At 64.2% G+C, this 17,505-nt stretch carries 15 protein-coding genes and 1 pseudogene; 4 read left to right on the top strand and 12 right to left on the bottom strand.

Translation table 11 applies throughout. The features are described 5' to 3' along the window. Positions 1 to 273, bottom strand: a pseudogene (locus BOO71_RS27435) (IS701-like element ISPlag1 family transposase); the annotation flags it as partial. 100 nt (positions 274 to 373) lie between these two features. On the opposite strand from BOO71_RS27435, the gene BOO71_RS25385 reads away from it, so the two are divergent. Beyond that, positions 374 to 778, top strand: a complete 405-nt coding sequence (locus tag BOO71_RS25385) for a DUF6915 family protein (protein ID WP_075837011.1) — start codon at positions 374 to 376, stop codon at positions 776 to 778. Here BOO71_RS25385 and BOO71_RS25380 read toward each other — a convergent pair. Further along, positions 775 to 1,092, bottom strand: a complete 318-nt coding sequence (locus BOO71_RS25380) for a helix-turn-helix transcriptional regulator (protein ID WP_075837010.1) — start codon at positions 1,090 to 1,092, stop codon at positions 775 to 777. The genes BOO71_RS25385 and BOO71_RS25380 overlap by 4 nt on opposite strands. 152 nt (positions 1,093 to 1,244) lie before the next feature. Between BOO71_RS25380 and BOO71_RS25375 the strand changes: the two genes are divergently transcribed. Further along, a complete protein-coding gene (locus BOO71_RS25375; RefSeq protein WP_075837009.1) occupies positions 1,245 to 2,729 on the top strand; it encodes an NADP-dependent isocitrate dehydrogenase in 1,485 nt (494 codons plus the stop codon). Positions 2,730 to 2,813: 84 nt separating this feature from the next. Here the strand turns inward: BOO71_RS25375 and trpD are convergent, their stop codons facing one another. The 7 genes from trpD to lysS form a co-directional block, all read right to left on the bottom strand. Further along, a complete protein-coding gene (trpD, locus tag BOO71_RS25370) occupies positions 2,814 to 3,824 on the bottom strand; it encodes an anthranilate phosphoribosyltransferase (RefSeq protein ID WP_303046803.1) in 1,011 nt (336 codons plus the stop codon). Continuing rightward, positions 3,821 to 4,438 (bottom strand): anthranilate synthase component II, encoded by a 618-nt coding sequence (locus tag BOO71_RS25365; protein WP_075837008.1) that lies wholly within the window; start codon positions 4,436 to 4,438, stop codon positions 3,821 to 3,823. Before BOO71_RS25365 ends, trpD begins: the two co-directional genes overlap by 4 nt. A gap of 103 nt (positions 4,439 to 4,541) precedes the next feature. Continuing rightward, positions 4,542 to 5,993, bottom strand: coding sequence for an anthranilate synthase component I (trpE, locus tag BOO71_RS25360; RefSeq protein ID WP_075837007.1), 1,452 nt, complete (start codon positions 5,991 to 5,993; stop codon positions 4,542 to 4,544). 374 nt (positions 5,994 to 6,367) lie between these two features. Next, positions 6,368 to 7,231: a carbohydrate ABC transporter permease gene (locus BOO71_RS25355; protein WP_083653830.1), complete on the bottom strand. Its 864-nt coding sequence runs from the start codon at positions 7,229 to 7,231 to the stop codon at positions 6,368 to 6,370. Positions 7,232 to 7,289: 58 nt separating this feature from the next. Beyond that, positions 7,290 to 8,414: a carbohydrate ABC transporter permease gene (locus tag BOO71_RS25350; protein WP_075837006.1), complete on the bottom strand. Its 1,125-nt coding sequence runs from the start codon at positions 8,412 to 8,414 to the stop codon at positions 7,290 to 7,292. Positions 8,415 to 8,574: 160 nt separating this feature from the next. Then, positions 8,575 to 9,825 (bottom strand): ABC transporter substrate-binding protein, encoded by a 1,251-nt coding sequence (locus BOO71_RS25345; protein WP_075837005.1) that lies wholly within the window; start codon positions 9,823 to 9,825, stop codon positions 8,575 to 8,577. Positions 9,826 to 10,089: 264 nt separating this feature from the next. After that, the gene (gene lysS, locus BOO71_RS25340) at positions 10,090 to 11,634 is read right to left on the bottom strand and encodes a lysine--tRNA ligase (protein ID WP_075837004.1); all 1,545 of its coding nucleotides are present in this window, start codon (positions 11,632 to 11,634) and stop codon (positions 10,090 to 10,092) included. 89 nt (positions 11,635 to 11,723) lie between these two features. On the opposite strand from lysS, the gene BOO71_RS25335 reads away from it, so the two are divergent. Further along, the gene (locus BOO71_RS25335; RefSeq protein WP_075837003.1) at positions 11,724 to 12,470 is read left to right on the top strand and encodes an MBL fold metallo-hydrolase; all 747 of its coding nucleotides are present in this window, start codon (positions 11,724 to 11,726) and stop codon (positions 12,468 to 12,470) included. A gap of 66 nt (positions 12,471 to 12,536) precedes the next feature. Here BOO71_RS25335 and BOO71_RS25330 read toward each other — a convergent pair whose 3' ends face one another. The 3 genes from BOO71_RS25330 to BOO71_RS25320 all read right to left on the bottom strand — a co-directional run bounded on the left by BOO71_RS25330 (position 12,537) and on the right by BOO71_RS25320 (position 16,805). Then, positions 12,537 to 13,025: a GreA/GreB family elongation factor gene (locus BOO71_RS25330; RefSeq protein ID WP_075837002.1), complete on the bottom strand. Its 489-nt coding sequence runs from the start codon at positions 13,023 to 13,025 to the stop codon at positions 12,537 to 12,539. Positions 13,026 to 13,186: 161 nt separating this feature from the next. Then, entirely contained in the window at positions 13,187 to 14,329 is a 1,143-nt protein-coding gene (locus tag BOO71_RS25325; RefSeq protein WP_075837001.1) for an MFS transporter, read from the bottom strand. A 175-nt stretch (positions 14,330 to 14,504) separates the two neighbouring features. Then, entirely contained in the window at positions 14,505 to 16,805 is a 2,301-nt protein-coding gene (locus BOO71_RS25320; RefSeq protein WP_175607540.1) for an endonuclease MutS2, read from the bottom strand. An 85-nt stretch (positions 16,806 to 16,890) separates the two neighbouring features. Here BOO71_RS25320 and BOO71_RS25315 point away from each other — a divergent pair, with 85 nt between their 5' ends. Continuing rightward, positions 16,891 to 17,349 carry a DIP1984 family protein gene (locus tag BOO71_RS25315; protein WP_075836999.1) on the top strand — a complete coding sequence of 153 codons (459 nt, stop codon included), beginning with the start codon at positions 16,891 to 16,893 and terminating at the stop codon, positions 17,347 to 17,349. The last annotated feature ends 156 nt before the right edge of the window (positions 17,350 to 17,505 follow it).

Genomic DNA, 17,505 nt, shown 5'->3' with positions numbered 1-17,505 from the left:
GACGACGCCCATCCCTCGGATGGTTCGTTTCTCGTTCCCACTCCACTGCCTTCGAACCAGCGCCATGCGGCGTGAATGGCGCTTGTCCATCACGCTGTCGTCGAAGATGATGTAACCCTTGTCGCTCAATTTGACGTGTGGACGCACCTGCGTCCACACCTCCGCTGCCGTTAAACAGTCACCTTTCAGGTAGCGCTGAACGGCGTCATGAGCAAAATCATCGACGTGGTTGGCAAAATAGGTTTGTGTCCGATTGATCTGTGTTGCAGCCAAAAACTCGCAGTACCGTTGCCGCCCGACTTTTCGAGGTCTTCCCACCAGCCCAGAATTTCAGACTTGCCCAGTTTCGCGTAAGCCTTAAGGAGATAAGGCTGTGGCCCACGCCTGGCACCACGCCCGCAGCAGCGCCCGACGATTTGGCGGCGTGCCCGACGATTATCTGGCCGTCCACGGCTGGTTTGACCAGACCAAGGGCCACTGGGCCGATGCCCGCCACCGCGCCGTGCTGCACAGCAGTTTTGGCATCTTTCTGTGCGAGCAGTTCTTCGGGCCCACCTTCAAACGCGCCAGCGACGGCCAGCACGTTCCCACCCGGCTGGTGGGCGAACAACATGTACTCGAAGACCTGGGCCGCATTCCCAGCGTGCAGAACTGGCTGGGCGATTTGCCGCTCCAGGGCTGGATGCTCCAGAACGCCGCCCCGCTGAGCCGCCTGAATATGGAAGCCGCAGGACCACTGGAAGACGAGTTGCCGGGAGTCGGGGAACTGCCCGGCTAACCCTCCGAATCCTGTCTGCCCGCCAGCAGCAGTTCCAGCAATTCGTTGACATTGCGGTGCGCGTCCAGTGGATGCCGCAACGGGCGGTTGGCCTCGATCTGGTAGGTGTTGCGACGGCCCACGCGCTGGCGGATCAGGATTCCGGCGTCCTCCAGATCACGCACGATACGCTGCACGGCGCGTTCGGTGATGCCTACGTCGGCGGCCACCTGACGCAGCGTGGCGTCCGGCTGGCGCTTGAGGCACAGCAGCACGCGGCTGTGGTTGGACAGAAACGTCCACGAGGGTGCATGTGGGGGCGGGGGCTGGGTCATGGCGGGTTGAGACGAGTGTAGCCGAGACCGTCGGGCAGACATGGCTAGACCTCCAGACGGAGAGGGCGGCGAGGTGCTTGCATTCCCGATATACGAACCCTAATATGCGAAACGTAGTTCGTATGTCAACCCATCAACCCCAGGAGATTGCCATGACTGCCCTTAAAGAGCCTGTTCAGACCGCCGACATCCAGACCGCCCTCGTTCCCGTTTCCGTCGTGTACGGCGACGGCATCGGCCCCGAGATCATGGGGGCCACCCTGCGGATTCTGGCGGCGGCGGGCGCGCAAATCGCCCCGCAGGAAGTCCGCATGGGCGAGGCGCTGTACAAGGCGGGCCACACCTCCGGCTTCGCGCCTGACGCCTGGGACATGCTGCGGCAGACTGGAATCATGCTCAAAGCGCCCATCACCACGCCGCAGGGCGGGGGGTACAAGAGCCTGAACGTGACCCTCCGCAAGACGCTGGGGCTGTACGCCAACGTGCGCCCCTGCCGCGCCTACGCGCCGTATGTGCCGACGCACCACCCGGACATGAATCTGGTGATCATCCGCGAGAACGAGGAAGACCTGTACGCGGGCATCGAACACCGCCAGACCCGCGAGGTGATGCAGTGCCTGAAGCTGATCACCCGCCCCGGCTGCGAGAAGATCGTGCGTTACGCCTTTGAATACGCTCGCGCCAATGGCCGCAAGAAAGTCACGGCACTGACCAAAGACAACATCATGAAGATGTGCGACGGACTGTTTCATACGGTATTTGACGAGATCAGCGCGGAGTACCCGGACATCAAAGCCGAACACCAGATCATCGACATCGGTACGGCGCGGGTGGCGGCGCGGCCCGAGGCATACGACGTGATCGTGACCCTCAATCTGTACGGCGACATCATCTCGGACGTGGCGGCGGAGGTGGCCGGTTCGGTGGGTCTGGCGGGCAGCGCCAACATCGGCGATACGTTTGCCATGTTTGAGGCCATCCACGGCTCGGCCCCCGATCTGGCCGGACAGGACGCGGCCAATCCCGGCGGGCTGATCTCGGCGGCGGCACTGATGCTGGGGCATCTGGGCCAGCACGAGGTAGCCGCGAAAGTTCAGAACGCCCTGCTGTGCGCGCTGGAGGACGGCATGCACACCCAGGACATCGCCGGGCCACACACGAAGGAGGTGCTGGGAACGCAGGCTTTTGCCGACGCCGTGATTGAGCGGTTGGGGCGCGTACCGCAGCATCTGCCCGCCGTGACCGCCGAAGCACAGGCAAAGGAAATGCCCGTCCGGCAGCCCACGACACCGGCCTACATCGACAAACAGCTCGTCGGCACCGATGTCTTTTTTGAGTGGACCGATTCCGGGCGTGACCCCGATGTGCTGGCGGCCATCTTGCAGGAAGCGCAACTCCGCAACATCCCGCTGAAGATGATCACCAACCGGGGCGTCAAGGTCTGGCCCGGCGGCCTGCCCGAGACCTTCAAATCCGATCACTGGCGCTGCCGCTTCCAGTCGGACACCCCGGTCAAGCACGGCGATCTGCTGGCCCTGCTGATCCGCGTCCACGACAAGGGACTGGACTTTATTAAGACCGAACACCTTTACACCTTTGACGGCGAGCCAGGGTATTCGCTGGGGCAGGGGCAGTAAGGAACCCCTCTCGTACCGAGCTGTACCAGCCACCCCCAAGCTTTCGCAAGGCCCCTCTCCCGCAAGGGTAGAGGGGTTCTTTGGCTACCGCGTCAGCGCCGCGTACTTCTGCAACACATCCCAGCCCAGGCCCGCATTCATGACCTCGCGGGCCTGGGCCACGCCCTCGCGGATGCTGTCCACGCGGCCCGCCGTCCGCAGCGCCGCCCCGGAATTGAGGGCCACGATATCGCGCTGGGCCTCCGTGCCGCCGCCCGTCAGCAGGGCGCGGGTGATCTCGGCGTTCTCGGCAGGCGTGCCCCCCACCAGCGACTCACGCGGATGCAGGGCCAGCCCCACTTCCTCCGGGTGGAGGGTCCGGTCGATGATCTCGCCGTCCCGCAGGCCGGAGACGGTATTGACGCCGCAGACGGTGAATTCGTCCAGACCGTCACCGTAGACCACGGTGGCTCCCTTGGCCCCCAGCAGCCGCAACACCTCGGCCAGCGTGCGCGTCAGCTCGGGCTTGAACACGCCCACCACCAGATGCGTGGCCCCCGCCGGGTTGCTCAGCGGCCCCAGGATATTGAAGACCGTGCGCGCCGCCAGATCGGAGCGGACGGGCGCGGCGTGGCGCAGCGCCGGGTGGTAATTGCGGGCGAACATGAAGCCCACGCCCAGCGTATTCACCGCGTCCTCGATCACTTCGGGCGGGGCGTCCAGATTGACGCCCAGAGCCTCCAGCACGTCCGCACTTCCGGCGCGGCTGCTGGCGGCGCGGTTGCCGTGCTTGGCGACAGGCACGCCTGCCCCGGCTACCACAAATGCCGTCGTGGTGCTGATATTGAAGGTATGCGCCCCATCGCCCCCGGTGCCCACCACATCCAGCAGGACTTCGCGTGGGCGGACATTGACGCGCACGGCGTTCTCGCGCATGGCCTGGGCAAATCCAGCGATCTCATCTGCCGTCTCGCCGCGCACCCGCAATGCAGCCAGCGCCGCCGCCATCCGCACGCCGCTCATCTCCCCGGCCATGACCTCGCGCATGAAGGCCGCCGCCTCCGTCTGAGACAGGATTTCGCCGTTCATCAGGCGGGCGTGGATGGGAGGCGTCACGCGCTCTCCCGTACGGCCTGACCCTCGCGCACCAGAGATACGAAGTTGCGGATCATTGTTTTGCCGTCCTCGGTAGCGATGCTCTCGGGATGGAATTGCACGCCGAAGACCGGGTAGTCACGGTGGCGCAGGGCCATGAGGGCGCGGTATTCGCCTGCTGGAGTCTGATCTGTTGTCCAGGCTGTAGCCACAAGTTCTGGAGGCAGGTCTTCCACGATCAGGCTGTGGTAACGGGTCACGCTGGCGTCCCCTTCAATTCCGGCAAACAGATCCTGACCGTCGTGGGCAACCCTGCTGGTCTTGCCATGCACCGGGATCGGCGCACGTTTGACGGTGGCCCCGAACGCCTCACCGATGCTCTGGTGGCCCAGGCACACGCCCAATATCGGATATCTGGGCGCGAACGCTTTGATGACTTCCACGCTCATTCCCGCCTCAAGCGGTGTGCAGGGGCCTGGAGAAACCACGATGGCATCAGGATTCAGCTTTTCCACTTCCTCAAGAGTGAAGGCATCGTTGCGCCAGACAGTCAACTCACAGCCCAGTTCGCCGAAATACTGAACGAGGTTATAAGTGAAAGAATCATAGTTATCTATCAGGAGGATATGGGTCATTGCTGATCTCCAGAGATGTCAGTTAGAGGAGGATTTTTGACGCTCGGGTGAGGCGAGGGGTTCTCTGAGGCAAACCCACCTTCAATCTGATACTGGCGACGCTTCACAATCCCGCCGCTGCCCGTTCCGCCGCCCGCATTAACGCCGCCGCCTTGTTGCGCGTTTCTTCTTCCTCGGCCACCGGATCAGAGTCGGCCACAATTCCAGCCCCGGCCTGAATATGGAGCCTGCCGCCTGCGATCACCATCGTTCGCAGGGTCAGTGCCATATCCAGGCTGCCGTCAAAGGCGATATAGCCGAAGCTGCCGCCATACGGCCCGCGCCGTACAGGTTCCACCTCGTCGATGATTTCCATCGCGCGGATCTTGGGTGCGCCCGATACGGTTCCCATCGGCAACGCACTGGCGAGGGCGTGCAAAGGCGTCTGCCCCCCGCGCAACCGCCCCCGCACGCCACTGACGATATGCATGACGTGGCTGTAGCGCTCAATGGTAAAAGCATCCTCCACCGTCACACTGCCGTATTCGGCCACCCGCCCGATGTCGTTGCGGCCCAGGTCCACCAGCATCAGGTGTTCGGCGCGTTCCTTCTCGTCGGCCAGCAGTTCGGCGGCCAGCGCATTGTCCTCGGCGGGGGTCTTGCCACGCGGGCGCGTCCCGGCAATCGGACGGGTCACGATGCTGACGCCGTCGCTTCGCAGCAGGCTCTCGGGGCTGCTGGCAACCAAAGTCACCTCGCCCAGATTCAGAAAGCCCAGATACGGGCTGGGATTGATGCCGCGCAGCGCCCGGTACAGTGCGAAAGGCTCCACGGTCAGGTCTGCCGAGAAGCGCTGGGACGGCACCACCTGAAAGACATCTCCAGCATGGATGTATTCAATGCAGCGGCTGACGGCGGCCTGATAGCCCTGGGGCGTGAAGTTGCTGGAAAAGGTCATCGGCTCGGCCTTCTCGCGGCCCGGCACGTCCGGCAAAGGCCCGCGCAGATCGGCTTCCAGCGCGGCCACGATGCGCTCGGCCTCCGCCTGCGTTTCAGAGATGGCGACGGCATACAGCTTGTGCCGCAGATGGTCAAAAATAACGATGCCCTCGGGGACGATAAACAGGGCGTCGGGGATGTTCAGTTCGTCGGGGTTGTTGTCGGGCAACTTCTCGTAGACGCGGATGATGTCGTAAGCCGCGTAACCCACCGCACCGCCGAAGAAGGGGGGCAGGCCGTTGAATTTCTCGGCGGGCAATTCAACTGGGCGCAATACGCGGCTATACAGCACGTCCAGCGGATCGTCGGTCTCCAGCGTTTCCTCTCCCGACATACGGCTCAGCACGCCGCTCAAGGTAGCGGTGCGTCCGCGCAAAGTGAAACGCCCCACCTCACCCACGCCGATGAACGAGTAGCGGGCCTGCCGCTCGCCGCCCTCCACGCTTTCCAGCAGGAAGCTCAGTTTCTTTGCGCCCTCCGTGACTTTCAGGTAGGCGCTGACGGGCGTGTCCAGATCGGCGTTCAATTCCTGCACGGCCACGGCGGTCATCGGTTTTGGGTGAGCGGTCTGGGTCATGGAACTCCTGTCATTGAGATGGAAGGCCAAAAAAAGCGCCCGGCGGTCTAAAAACCACCTGGGCGCGTCGGACACGGCAAAAAGAAAACAGCAGCGCGTTAGACCCAGGCGAAACTGGGCCACCACCACACGCGGTTAACGGTCATGGGCAAAGCATAGCGCGGAAGCAGGGCGCGGGGGAAGATGGGAGAGTTCTAGCTTTGGGGGTGGCTCCTACGGCTTAACCCCTCCGCCCCTCCGGGGCACCTCCCCTTAGAAGGGAGGCAAGGAGATTGCTGCGCTGGACAGTCCTTTTCTCTTCTTGGCTCCCTTTTGAGGGGAGCTGGCGGCGAAGCAGACTGGCTGGCACAGCTCCGTAGGAGAGGGGTTCTCCCCTACCCCTTCACGCTTCCCGCCAGCAGCCCGCGCACGAAATAGCGCCCCAGCACGATGTACACGAGCAGGGTGGGCAGCGCCGCCAGAATCGCCCCGGCCATCGGCAGGTTCCACGACACCGCCTGTCCGCCTGCCAATTGAGACAGCGCGTAGGTTACAGGCTGGCTCCCCGTGTTGGTGAGGGTGGCCGCGAACAGGAACTCGTTCCAGACCTGCGTGAACTGCCAGATGATCACCACCACGAAGCCGGGAATGCTGATCGGGAAAATGACGCGGGCGTAGATTTCCCAGAAGCCTGCGCCGTCAATCGTGGCCGCCTCCACCAGCGCGTCCGGCACATCGGCGTAGAAGTTGCGGAAGATCAGGGTGGTGATCGGAATGCCGTACACCACATGCGCCAGAATCAGGCCCCAGATGCTGCCGTACAGGCCCAGCGCCTTGATGAACTGGAACAGCGGGATCAGGATCGCCTGATACGGAATGAACATGCCGAACAGCATCAGCGCGAACAGGGTATTCGCGCCCCGAAACCGCCATTTGCTCAGCGCGTAGCCGTTCAGGCTGCCCAGCAGGGCACTGAGGATGGTGGCGGTCACGGCCAGGAACAGGCTGTTGAGCATGTTGCCGCCCACCTTGTCCCACGCCTCGCCGAAGCTGGCCCAGTTGAGCTGCGCAGGCCAGTGCCACGCGGTGGCCAGCACGATAGAGTCCGGCGTTTTAAGGGCGGTGGCGAACACCAGATAGATGGGAATGAGGAAAAAGAAGGCGGCGACGACGAGCAGGAAATAGGTCAGGGCGCGGCCTGCAAAACCTGCCCGGCGTGTGGAATCTACGGAGGCGGTGGGCTGTGGAACGGCGGTCATGGCTGCCTCCGAAGCAGGAAGGGACAAGGGGCGAGAGTCAGGCGTCGATCAGCAGTCCTCACGAGTGTCCCTCCTCTGTCTTGAACTGATTGGCCAGATACGGCACGATCACGAAGGCCACCAGAATCAGCAGGATGGTGCCAATCGCCGCGCCCAGCGCGAACTGGTTTTGCCTGAAGCTGGTCAGGTACATGTTCAGTGCCGGAACGCTGGCGGCGATGTTGTCTGGCCCGGCCATCGCGTACACCAGATCGAAGATTTTCAGGCTGATGTGGCCCAGGATGATCATGGCGCTGAGGGTAATGGGCGACAGCAGCGGGAAGATGACGAAGCGGTACATCTGGGCGTCCCGTGCGCCGTCCACCTTGGCAGCCTCGCGCAGTTCCTCGGGGATGCCGCGCAGTCCGGCCAGATACAGCGCCATCGTGTAGCCGCTCATCTGCCACACGGCGGCGATGATGATGCCGATCATGGCGAAATTGAAACCGTGTAACTCCGGCGCGGCCAGCAGCTTGACGCGCGGGCCGATGAACACCGCCCACAGGATCAGCAGTGCGGCGCAGGCAGCGGCCACCAGCGTGCGGGTGCGCTGGCCCTCGCGGGCGGCACGCACGGCCACCACGATCAGCACCGCACCCACCACGGCAGCGGTGATCAGGGGCAGATTATTCCAGTCAAATTTCAGCACCGAGTCGTTGCTGCTCAGCCACGCGAAGGTAGACGGCTGGCCCCCGAACAGCGTGGGGGCCTGATTCACCCCGCCCTGCGGTTGCAGCATCCAGCGCCAGATGGTGCCGGTCACGATGAACGACAGGCTCATGGGAAACAGGAAGATGGTGCGCCACAGGCCCTCACCCTTGGGGTTGCGGTCCAGAATCAGCGCCAGCCCCAGGCCCACGCCCAGGCAGCCCACGATAAAGAAGACGGTGAAGAACAGCGTGTTGACCAGTTCCTGCCGGAAGCGGCCTTGCAGGAAGCCGCTGAACAGCTCGGAGTAATTTTGCAGACCCACCCAGCGGATGATCGGGTTCAGGGCCAGCGCCTGCGCCGGATCGTTGCCCCAGTCGGTCAGGCTGACATAGATCGTGCGCCCGATGAAGTAGTACACGAAAATGCCGATCAGGATGATGCTGGGGGTCAATACGGCGATGGCCCACAGGCGGTCTTTGCTCAGGGATTTCACAGGGAAGGGCCTCCTTTTTGGGTTGTGGGGTGTGGGTTGTGGGAAAAGAAGAAGGGATGAAACTCTGGATCGTGATGGAACTTGATCCGCGTTTCATCCCTTCTGGCGGGGTTGTGGGCTGTTCCTACACCCTACAACCCACACTCCACAACCTTTACTTTTACTTGCCGAAGCCTGCGCGGACGGCCAGGGCCTGTGAGGCGGCGGCAGCCCCAGCGCTGTTCTTGGTCGCCACGAACTGGTCGATCACGGCTCCGAAGGCGCTGGTAAAGCTCTCGGGGGCGGCTGCGCCGTGGGCCATGCTGCCCACGATCTTGCTGTTCTTCCAGTCGGTGGCCGCACTCTTGGAGTAGGTGTTGTACTTGCTCAGGTCGCTGTCGGTGCGCGCGGCGATGCTGCCCTTGAGGGGGTTGAAGGTGTCCTGGCCCGCCTTGCTGCCCAGCAGCTTGAGCCAGTTGATGGCCTCGGCGCGGTCCTTGGCTCCCTTGGGCAGCCCGAAGGAATCGGCCAGCATCACGAAAGTCTTGGAGGTGCCGGGGGCGGTGGCCCAGCCGAAGCCGGTGCCGGGGTTCAGTTTCTTGGTGGTGGTGAAGTACCCGGCGGCCCAGTCGCCCATGATGTTGAAGGCACTCTGGCCGCTGACGATGCGGTCACTGGCCTGCTGCCAGCTCAGGCCGCTGGCGTCCTTGTTGGCGCAGTCCATGACCTTGCCGAAGGTGGTGAACGCGCCCACGACCTTGGGATCGGTGAACTTGAGCTTGCCGTTCCAGAGGTTTTCCCAGTTCTGCGCGCCCAGCGTGCCGATCACCACGTTTTCCCAGAGTTGCTGCTGGGTCCAGTTCTCGCCCGCCACCAGCGGCGCGGCCACGCCCTTTTTCTTCAAAGTGGCGCAGGTGGTGATGAATTCCGGCCACGTTTTGGGCACGCTCACGCCCCATTCCTTGAGCTTGGCGGGGTTGTACCACATCACGTTGCTGCGGTGAACGTTGACGGGCACGCTCCAGATGCCGTCCTTGGTGCTGATCAGCTTCAGCACGTCGGCGGGGAACACCTTGCTCCAGCCCTCGGATTTAAACAGGCTGCTCAGGTCTTCCATGCGTCCGGCCACCACCCAGGTGCCGATCAGTTCCTGCCCGGCGTGGACCTGGAAGGAGTCGGGCGGGGTGCCGCCCAGCATGCGGGTCTTGAGAACCGCCCGCGCATTGGTGCCCGCGCCGCCCGTGACGGTGGCGTTGTCCACAACCACGGTGGGGTACTTTTCCTTGTACAGCTTGACCAGGGCTTCCAGCGCAGGACCTTCATCGCCAGCCCACCACGAGAAGATTTCCAGTTTCCCGGCAGCAAGGGCGCTGCCAGTGGTGGCGAGGGCGGCGGCGATCAGCAGGGCTTTCTTGATAGGTGTTTTGCTCATGTCTTCCTCCAGGGAAGGTGGGGCCAAGAAAAAAGGAGGCGGCGGCGCAGGTCTGGTGCGGGGGCCTCGTGAACGAATGGTGGGATTGTCTGCAAAACAGGTACGCCCGTCATGCTGCGCCAGACATGAAGGGTTTGTCAATTGACCGGGCCTCTTTTTCATTGTGGCAAAGCCAGTTCCGGGCACCGGACAGGAAGAAAAAAGTTCGGTTCATGAGAAAAGCCAGCCCAGGTACGCACCCAAACTGGCCCCAGTAAACGGGATTTAAGCTTCTGCGTCGGCCTCGCCTGTCTGGCCTTCCGGGCGCAGCAGCGGGAACAGCAGCACGTCACGGATGCTGTCGGAGTCGGTTAGGAGCATCGCCAGACGGTCCATGCCCATGCCCATGCCTGCGGCGGGCGGCATCCCGTACTCCAGCGCCAGCAGGAAATCCTCGTCCTGCTCGTGGGCCTCGTCGTCCCCGGCGTCACGGCGGGCAGACTGCGCTTCAAAACGGGCACGTTGCTCCAGCGCGTCATTCAGCTCGGAATAGATCGGGGCCAGCTCAAACCCGGCCACGAACAGATCGGCACGTTCGGCCAGATCGGGGCGGCTGCGGTGCGCCTTGACCAGCGGACTGATCGCCAGCGGCACATCGGTCACGAAGGTAGGCTGGATCAGGTTGTCTTCCACATACTCGCCGAACAGCTTGTCCAGCAGCTTGTAATCCGGCACCTTGCGGAGTTCGGGATGCTTCGCGTCGGTCCACTCACGCAGCTTGGCGAGGTCCGTCGGCTCGAAGTCCAGGACCGCCGCTTCCTTCAACGCGGTCACGAAATCCAGCCGCTTGAAAGGCAGCGTGAAGCTGATTTCTTTGCCCTGATAGGTCAGTTTGTCGGAACCCGTAACTTCCTGCACCAGCCCGGAGACCATCTCCTCTACCAGCCGCATCATGTCCTGATAGTCGCCGTAAGCGAAATACGCCTCCAGCATGGTGAATTCGGGATTGTGGGTGCGGTCAATACCCTCGTTGCGGTAGTTGCGGCCAATCTCGTAGACGCGCTCAAAGCCGCCCACCAGCAGCCGCTTGAGGTACAGCTCCAGGCTGATCCGCAGGCTGAAATCGTGCGACAGGGCGTTGTGGTGCGTCTTGAACGGCTTGGCCTCGGTGCCGCCCGCGACGACTTGCAGCGTCGGCCCCTCCACTTCCATGAATTCGCGCGTGTCCAGAAAGTTGCGGATGTAGCGAATGGCGCGCGAGCGGGTGCGGAAGGCTGCGCGGCGCTCCGGGTTGATCATCAGGTCCAGGTAGCGGCGGCGAGCGCGCAATTCCTCGTCCTGAAGGCCGTGAAACTTGCTGGGCAGCGGGTGCAGGCTCTTGACGAGGGGCTGCCACGAGGTCACGCGCAGGGTCAGTTGCCCGGTGCGCGTCACGAACGGCACGCCGCGCACGCCGATGATGTCGCCCAGATCAATCTTCTTGGTGGGGTCAAAATTCTCGGTTTCCTGCTTCGACAGGTGCAGTTGCAGGCTGCCGTGTTCGTCGGTCAGATCGGCAAAGGCCGCCTTGCCCATGTGCCGCAGCAAAGTGACGCGCCCGGCCAGCGCGTAGGTTTCCTCGGGCCAGTCCTGCCCGGCTTCCAGCTTGCCTTCCATATCGGCGGGGGCAGGATGCGCGGCCAGCACGTCACGGGTGCTGTGCGTGCGCGGGTACGAGTACGGCGACGCCTCGAAGCCCGCCGCCACCTGAGCATCCAGATTGTTCAGGCGGCTGACGGTCTGCTCGTGCAGGTTGTCGGGGCGTGGGGGTGGAGTAGGGCCATCAGACATACGGGCGAGTATAAACGCCGCTCTGGATGGAACAGAGTTTGTGGCCTCGCATTCATCTCCAGGCCCGGACGCGGGCCAATACTCCGCCCATGAAGTTAAACGATGACCTGCTGATTCTGGAACTGACCGCCGACTTCGGCACTGGCCCCAACATCCTGAACGCCGCCGTCATTCTGGATTCGCAGGCCGGGCATACCCTGGTGGACACCGGAATGCCCGGCATGGAGGGCGCGATTGAGACGGCGCTGGCCGAAGTCGGCGCGTCCATCAAGGACATCAAACAGATCATCATCACCCACCACGATCTGGACCACATCGGCAGCCTGGAGGCCGTCGTCAAGGCCAGCGGCGCGCAGGTCTGGGCCTCGGCGCGCGAGACCCCCTTTATTCAGGGCGAGGAATGGCCACAGAAGATGCCGCCGCAGGAGTCAGTCGCGAAAATGCTGGCCGATCCCGAAACGCCGCCTCAGATGCGCGCCAGACTGAGCCTGCCGCGCGTGGCGGTTAAGGTTGACCGCGCCTTGCAGGACGGCGAGGTGCTGCCGCTGGCTGGAGGTGTGCGCGTGATCCTGACGCCGGGCCACACCCCCGGCCACCTGAGCCTGTATCTGGAACGCACGAAAACGCTGATCACCGGGGACGCGCTGGTGTCAGACGGCGGACAGCTTCACCCGCCCAGAGCGCAGGTGACGCCGGACATGGCTGCGGCAGGCCAGTCGGTGGGCCGCATGGCCGCACTGGACGTGCAGACCGTCGTGACCTACCACGGCGGCGTGGTGCATGAGGACGCCAAGGGGCAGCTCGGGCGGGTGGCGGCGGGAATGGCAGAGAGCTGAGGACCAGTGGCAGAGGGCAGAGGGCTTGATTGCGCGCCCTCTGCCCTCCGTTTTCAGCTCTTAACTTTAGTACTCGATGCTCTTGACCTTGTATTTCATCTGCTTGCCGTTGTCCAGATTGACCACGAAAGACTCGCCCTTCTTGCGGCCCATCAATTCCTTGCCCACCGGGCTGTCCTCGCTGACGCGGGGCAGGCTTCCCCCAGTCACGGCGGCCTCGGGAGCGCTGACCACCAGCACCTTGGTTTCCTTCTTGCTGGTCTCGTTGTTCAGAACCACGATGGCACCCAGTTCCACGCGCCCGGCGTTCTCATGGTCCTCGATGACGGTGGCCTGACTCAGCGTGTCTTCCAGCTCGTCGATACGCGCCTCGATGTTCATCTTCTCGCGCTTGGCGTCTTCCAGGCCAGTGTCCTCACTGTCGGCGCTGGTTTCCATCTGCTCTTGCAGGATGCGGGTGGCCTCGGCAAGGCGCGCCTGCTCCTGATCCAGGGCGCGTTGCAGCCGTTCATAGCCTTCGCGGGTCAATCTGACGGTCTTGGTTGCCTGAGTCATTTGGATACCTGTGTCATTGTGGAGCCTCCGTTACGCCGCTGGCCTTGACCGGCGGGACTGGGTGCAGATCGGGGATGGGCGCATGTGTGAGAAGTAGCGCGCATTGTGCCATATGGCCCCGCCCCTGGCAATCGACATGGATGTTCAGAGAACCCCACACGTCATGCGGCGGAGGCCGGAGCCGCTGCCGGACGCGTGACACGCAGGGTTCCCCAGACCACTACCACGAACGTGGCGGCCAGCGCCGTGAGGGCCAGTGGGATCACGTCAGGGCCAGAACGCGCCGCCAGCACGCCCAGCAGGAAGGGGGCCACGATGCCGCCCACACTGCCGGAGGTCAGCAGAAACGGCACCAGGCGGGCGGGCAGGCTGCGGGTGGTCCACACCAGCGTGGTGCCGAACACCGGCCCCAGCGCCAGCCCGGCCAGGATGTACGCGGCGGGGGCAAGAGCGGCCTGCGTGGCCGCCAGCCCACACAGCACAGTCAGGCCGGCGCAGGCCAGCACCAGCCGCTCCGGGCGCACCCGCGCACCGAAGATGCCGGTCAGGATGCGGGCCACGGTCATGCCGCCCCAGTATCCGGCCACGATCACGGCGAACGACGCGTAACCCAGGCTTTGCAGGTGACGGCCTGCCCACGCCCCGAAACCCACCTCTAACCCTACATAACACGCCAGCAGCACCAGAAAAAAGGCCACCTGCACCCCGGCCCGGCCCGGCGCATCGGGCAGGGGCTGCTCTCGCATGGCCGGAAAACCCCAGACCCGCGCGCTCAGCAGGGTCAGACCGCACAGCGCGGCCACGATCAGGAACGGGAGAGAGAGGTTGCCCCCGGCCCCGGCCACCAGCAGCGGCGACAGGATGCTGCCCAGCCCAAAGACCGCGTTGACCAGATTGACCGCCCGCGTGCCGATGCTGGCGTAGGCCGCGTTCAGACCCCCGCTGACGCCACCCAGGCCAAAGCCGCCCAGCAGCGCCCCGGCAATCGCCAGCGGCCAGGTGGGGGCCAGCGCCACCAGCGTGACGCCCAGCGCCAATGTCAGCAGCGCAGCCACCACCACCCGGCGCAGGCTGAAGCGGATCAGCAGGATGCCCACCAGCGGCGGGGCCAGTGCCGATCCCACGAAATGCGCGCTGGCGATGATCCCCACGCCCGCCGTCGAGATGCCGAAGCGGTCCTGAAACAGCGTAAAGGCCGGTCCATACATGGCCTGAAGAACGCCCAGTGTGAAAAACGCCGCCGTACCTGCCGCCAGCAGGGTCATGGTCAGCGGCGGCGGAACAGGGGGACTGTGCGCGGTCATAAAAGGGTCACAGGGCCATCACGGCGCAGAAGGTAGCACGCCGGAGAGGGGCAGGAGGTATGGGTTTTCGACGTGCCCGGTGACCTCCGCTTCCCCGCCCTTTTCGCGGCGTTCCTCCGCAGAAGGCTGGACCCGTTCTACACAGATGGCGAGCGGAAAAACCAGCCTCTCCCGCTCAGATCTTGACGTTCACCACTGTCACGCCGTGCCCACCCTGGTTGGGTTCGGCGTCGTGGTAGGACTCCACCTTCTTATCGTTCTTGAGGTACTCGCGCAGCAGGCGGCGCAGCACGCCCTGACCCTTACCGTGGACCACCCGCAGCGGCGTTTCCTTGAGGGCGGAAGCTTCCAAGATGGCCGTCCGCAGTTCCTCGACGGCTTCCTCCACGCCCAGCCCGCGCAGTTGCAGTTCGGAGGCGAAGTTGCTGGGTGTGGTGCCCGCGAAGCCCGAGCGCAGGCCCCGGCTCTTGGGGGCCTTGGTCTTGACCTCGGGGCGCAGGCGCACGTCACGGCGCTTGACGCCCACCTTCATGACGCCCAGTTGCACCACCAGATCGTCGCCGCGCAGTTCCAGCACCTGACCGCCCGCGTTGTAGGCGGGCACGTCCACCACATTGCCCACCCGGATCGGATCGCCGCGTTCCTCGCGCACCACCGGGGCGGGGCGGGATTTCTGAGCGGCCACACGCAGTTCGCGCAGTTCCTGCATCACGCGGGGGCGGGCGCTGTCCTCCTGGGCACGGGCGCGCAGGGTGCGGACGCGTTCCACGGCGTCGGCGTACAGCGATTCGGCTTTCTGCGACGCCTCAGCCAGCATTTCATTGCGGCGCATGTCCAGCGTCTCGCGCTCCTGGCGCACGCGGCCCAGTTCGGCCTCAGCCTCTCTCCGGGCGCTGGCGGTGCTGTCCAGTTGGGAAACAAGCTCGGCACGCTCACGCTCCAGCCCTTCCAGCATGCGCTCCATAATCCCGGCGTCCTCGCCCAGCAGAGAGGTGGCACGCTCCAGCACATCTTCCGGCAGACCCATGCGCTGGGCAATCGCCAGGGCGTAGCTGCGGCCCGGCTGCCCGACTTGCAGGGCGTAAGTGGGGGCCAGGGTCTCCAGATCAAAGCCCATGCTGGCGTTCTTGAGACCAGGGGTTTCCAGCGCAAACAGCTTCAGCGGCGACAGGTGAGAGGTCACGATGCCGCGTGCGTCCTGCGCCAGCAGCGTTTCAATGATGCTCTGAGAGAGAGCTGCGCCCTCGTTGGGATCTGTGCCGCTGCCCAGCTCGTCCACCAGCACGAGGGTATCCGGCGAGGCAAAGCGCAGCACATAGCGCAGATGTTTGAGGTGAGAGGCGAAGGTACTCAGCGACGCCTCGATGCTCTGCTCATCACCGATGTCCACCAGCACATCCGACACGATGGGCAGCTTGGCACTGGCAGCGGCCACGTACAGCCCACATTGATGCATCAGAACGGCCAGCCCCAGCGTTTTGAGGGTGGCCGTCTTGCCCCCCATGTTGGGGCCGGTGATCAGGAGGACTTTGGTGTCCCCGAGTTGAATGTCGTTGGGAACGGGGTTGTCTATGAGGGGATGCCGGGCTTCTCGCAAGTCGTAAGTGCCGTCGGTCACGGCTTCGGGGCGGTTCAATCGCCAGTCGCGGGCCAAGCGGGCGCGGGAGGCGATCAGGTCCAGTTCGCCGATGGTGGTCAGGGTCATCGGCACGTCAGCATCTGCGGCCAGCAGGCCGGACAGCTCGATCAGGATGCGCCGAACCTCGGCTTCCTCGTCCAGAATCAGGCGCGTGAGTTCGTTGTTGAGCTGGGTAACGGCTGCGGGTTCCACAAAATACGTCTGCCCCGTCGCCGATGCGTCCACGATGATGCCCTGCACCTGCCCCACGCGGCTGGCCTGCACCGGCAACACGTAGCGGTCGCGGCGAATGGTGACGATGTTTTCCTGAAGGATGTCAGCCCATTTTTCCAGCGTGGCGGCCAGCTTCTCGCGGATGCGCCCGCGCAGCGGCTCTATACGCTTGCGGAGATCGCGCAGGCGGTGGCTGGCTTCGTCGCGCACGCCACCTTCACGGTCCAGCGCTGACAGCACGCGCCGAATCAGCTCGGAGTGTTCGCCCAGGCCGAGGGCCACCTCGCGCAGGGGGCCGCGTGAATTGGCGTTGATGGCGCGCTTGACGGTCATCGCGCCGTCCAGGGAATAGGCGGCGGTCAGCAGTTCCTGGCCGCTCAGCACCCGTCCGTCCTGGGTGCGGGCGTGCAACTCGCGGATGTCCTGAATGCCGCCCAGGCTCAGGCTGACGCCGAAGAGGGCGTCCTCCACCTCGTCCAGTTCGCGGGCAATGCGGCCCGGATCATTGGAGGGCGAGAGACTGCGCGCCCGCTCTGCGCCCAGCGAGGTGCTGCTGCGTTCGGCGAGGGCGTCGCGAATACGGGGAAAATCCAGGGCGGTCAGGGCGCGGGCATCAAACGGCATTTCAAGGCTGAGCATAACAACGCCGGGGGCAGGAAATCGTGCGCCTTGTGGCTTAGCGGGGCGGCGGGCGCTTTAGCATGCCGTCATGAAACTGGCCGAGGCCCTGATTGACCGTGCAGATTTGCAGAAACGCGCCGCCCAGCTCGAAGAACGCATCGTCAGGAACATGCTGGTGCAGGAGCGGGAAAAACCCAGCGAAGACCCGCAACAACTGCTCAAGGAGTTCATGGAAGTCACGGAGACGCTTGAGTTGCTGATCCCCCGCATCCACCGCGCCAACCTGAGCGCCACGCTGCCGGACGGAATGAGCCTGACTGCCGCCCTGACCCGCCGCGACATGCTGGACCTGCGCCTGCATGTGTTGCGCCGCGCCGCCGCCACCGCCTCCGAACGCCAGACCCGCTACAGCAACAGCGAGGTCCGCATCCAGTCCGTCATGCCCGCCCGCGACCTGCAAAAGCAGGTGGACGCACTAGCCAAAACGCGGCGGGAGCTGGAAACCGGAATTCAGCAGCTCAACTGGTTGACCGAACTGCCCGCGTAGGCGCACAGTGTGGCGGGGCGCGTCCGTGCGGGCGGAAACCTACCTCGCAGCGGGGATAAGGCTGCACCACTCGCTCCGGCGAGTTCGGGACGCTGGGGCGGCGTCAACCCTCTCACTGGGCACGCCCAGCACGTTTCACCGCTGACACCGCACATT

Source organism: Deinococcus marmoris, from assembly GCF_001949125.1.
GTDB classification, from domain to species: Bacteria; Deinococcota; Deinococci; order Deinococcales; family Deinococcaceae; genus Deinococcus; species Deinococcus marmoris_A.
Note: the sequence above shows the minus strand (reverse complement) of the source record. Positions and strands in the feature narration are given on the sequence as shown.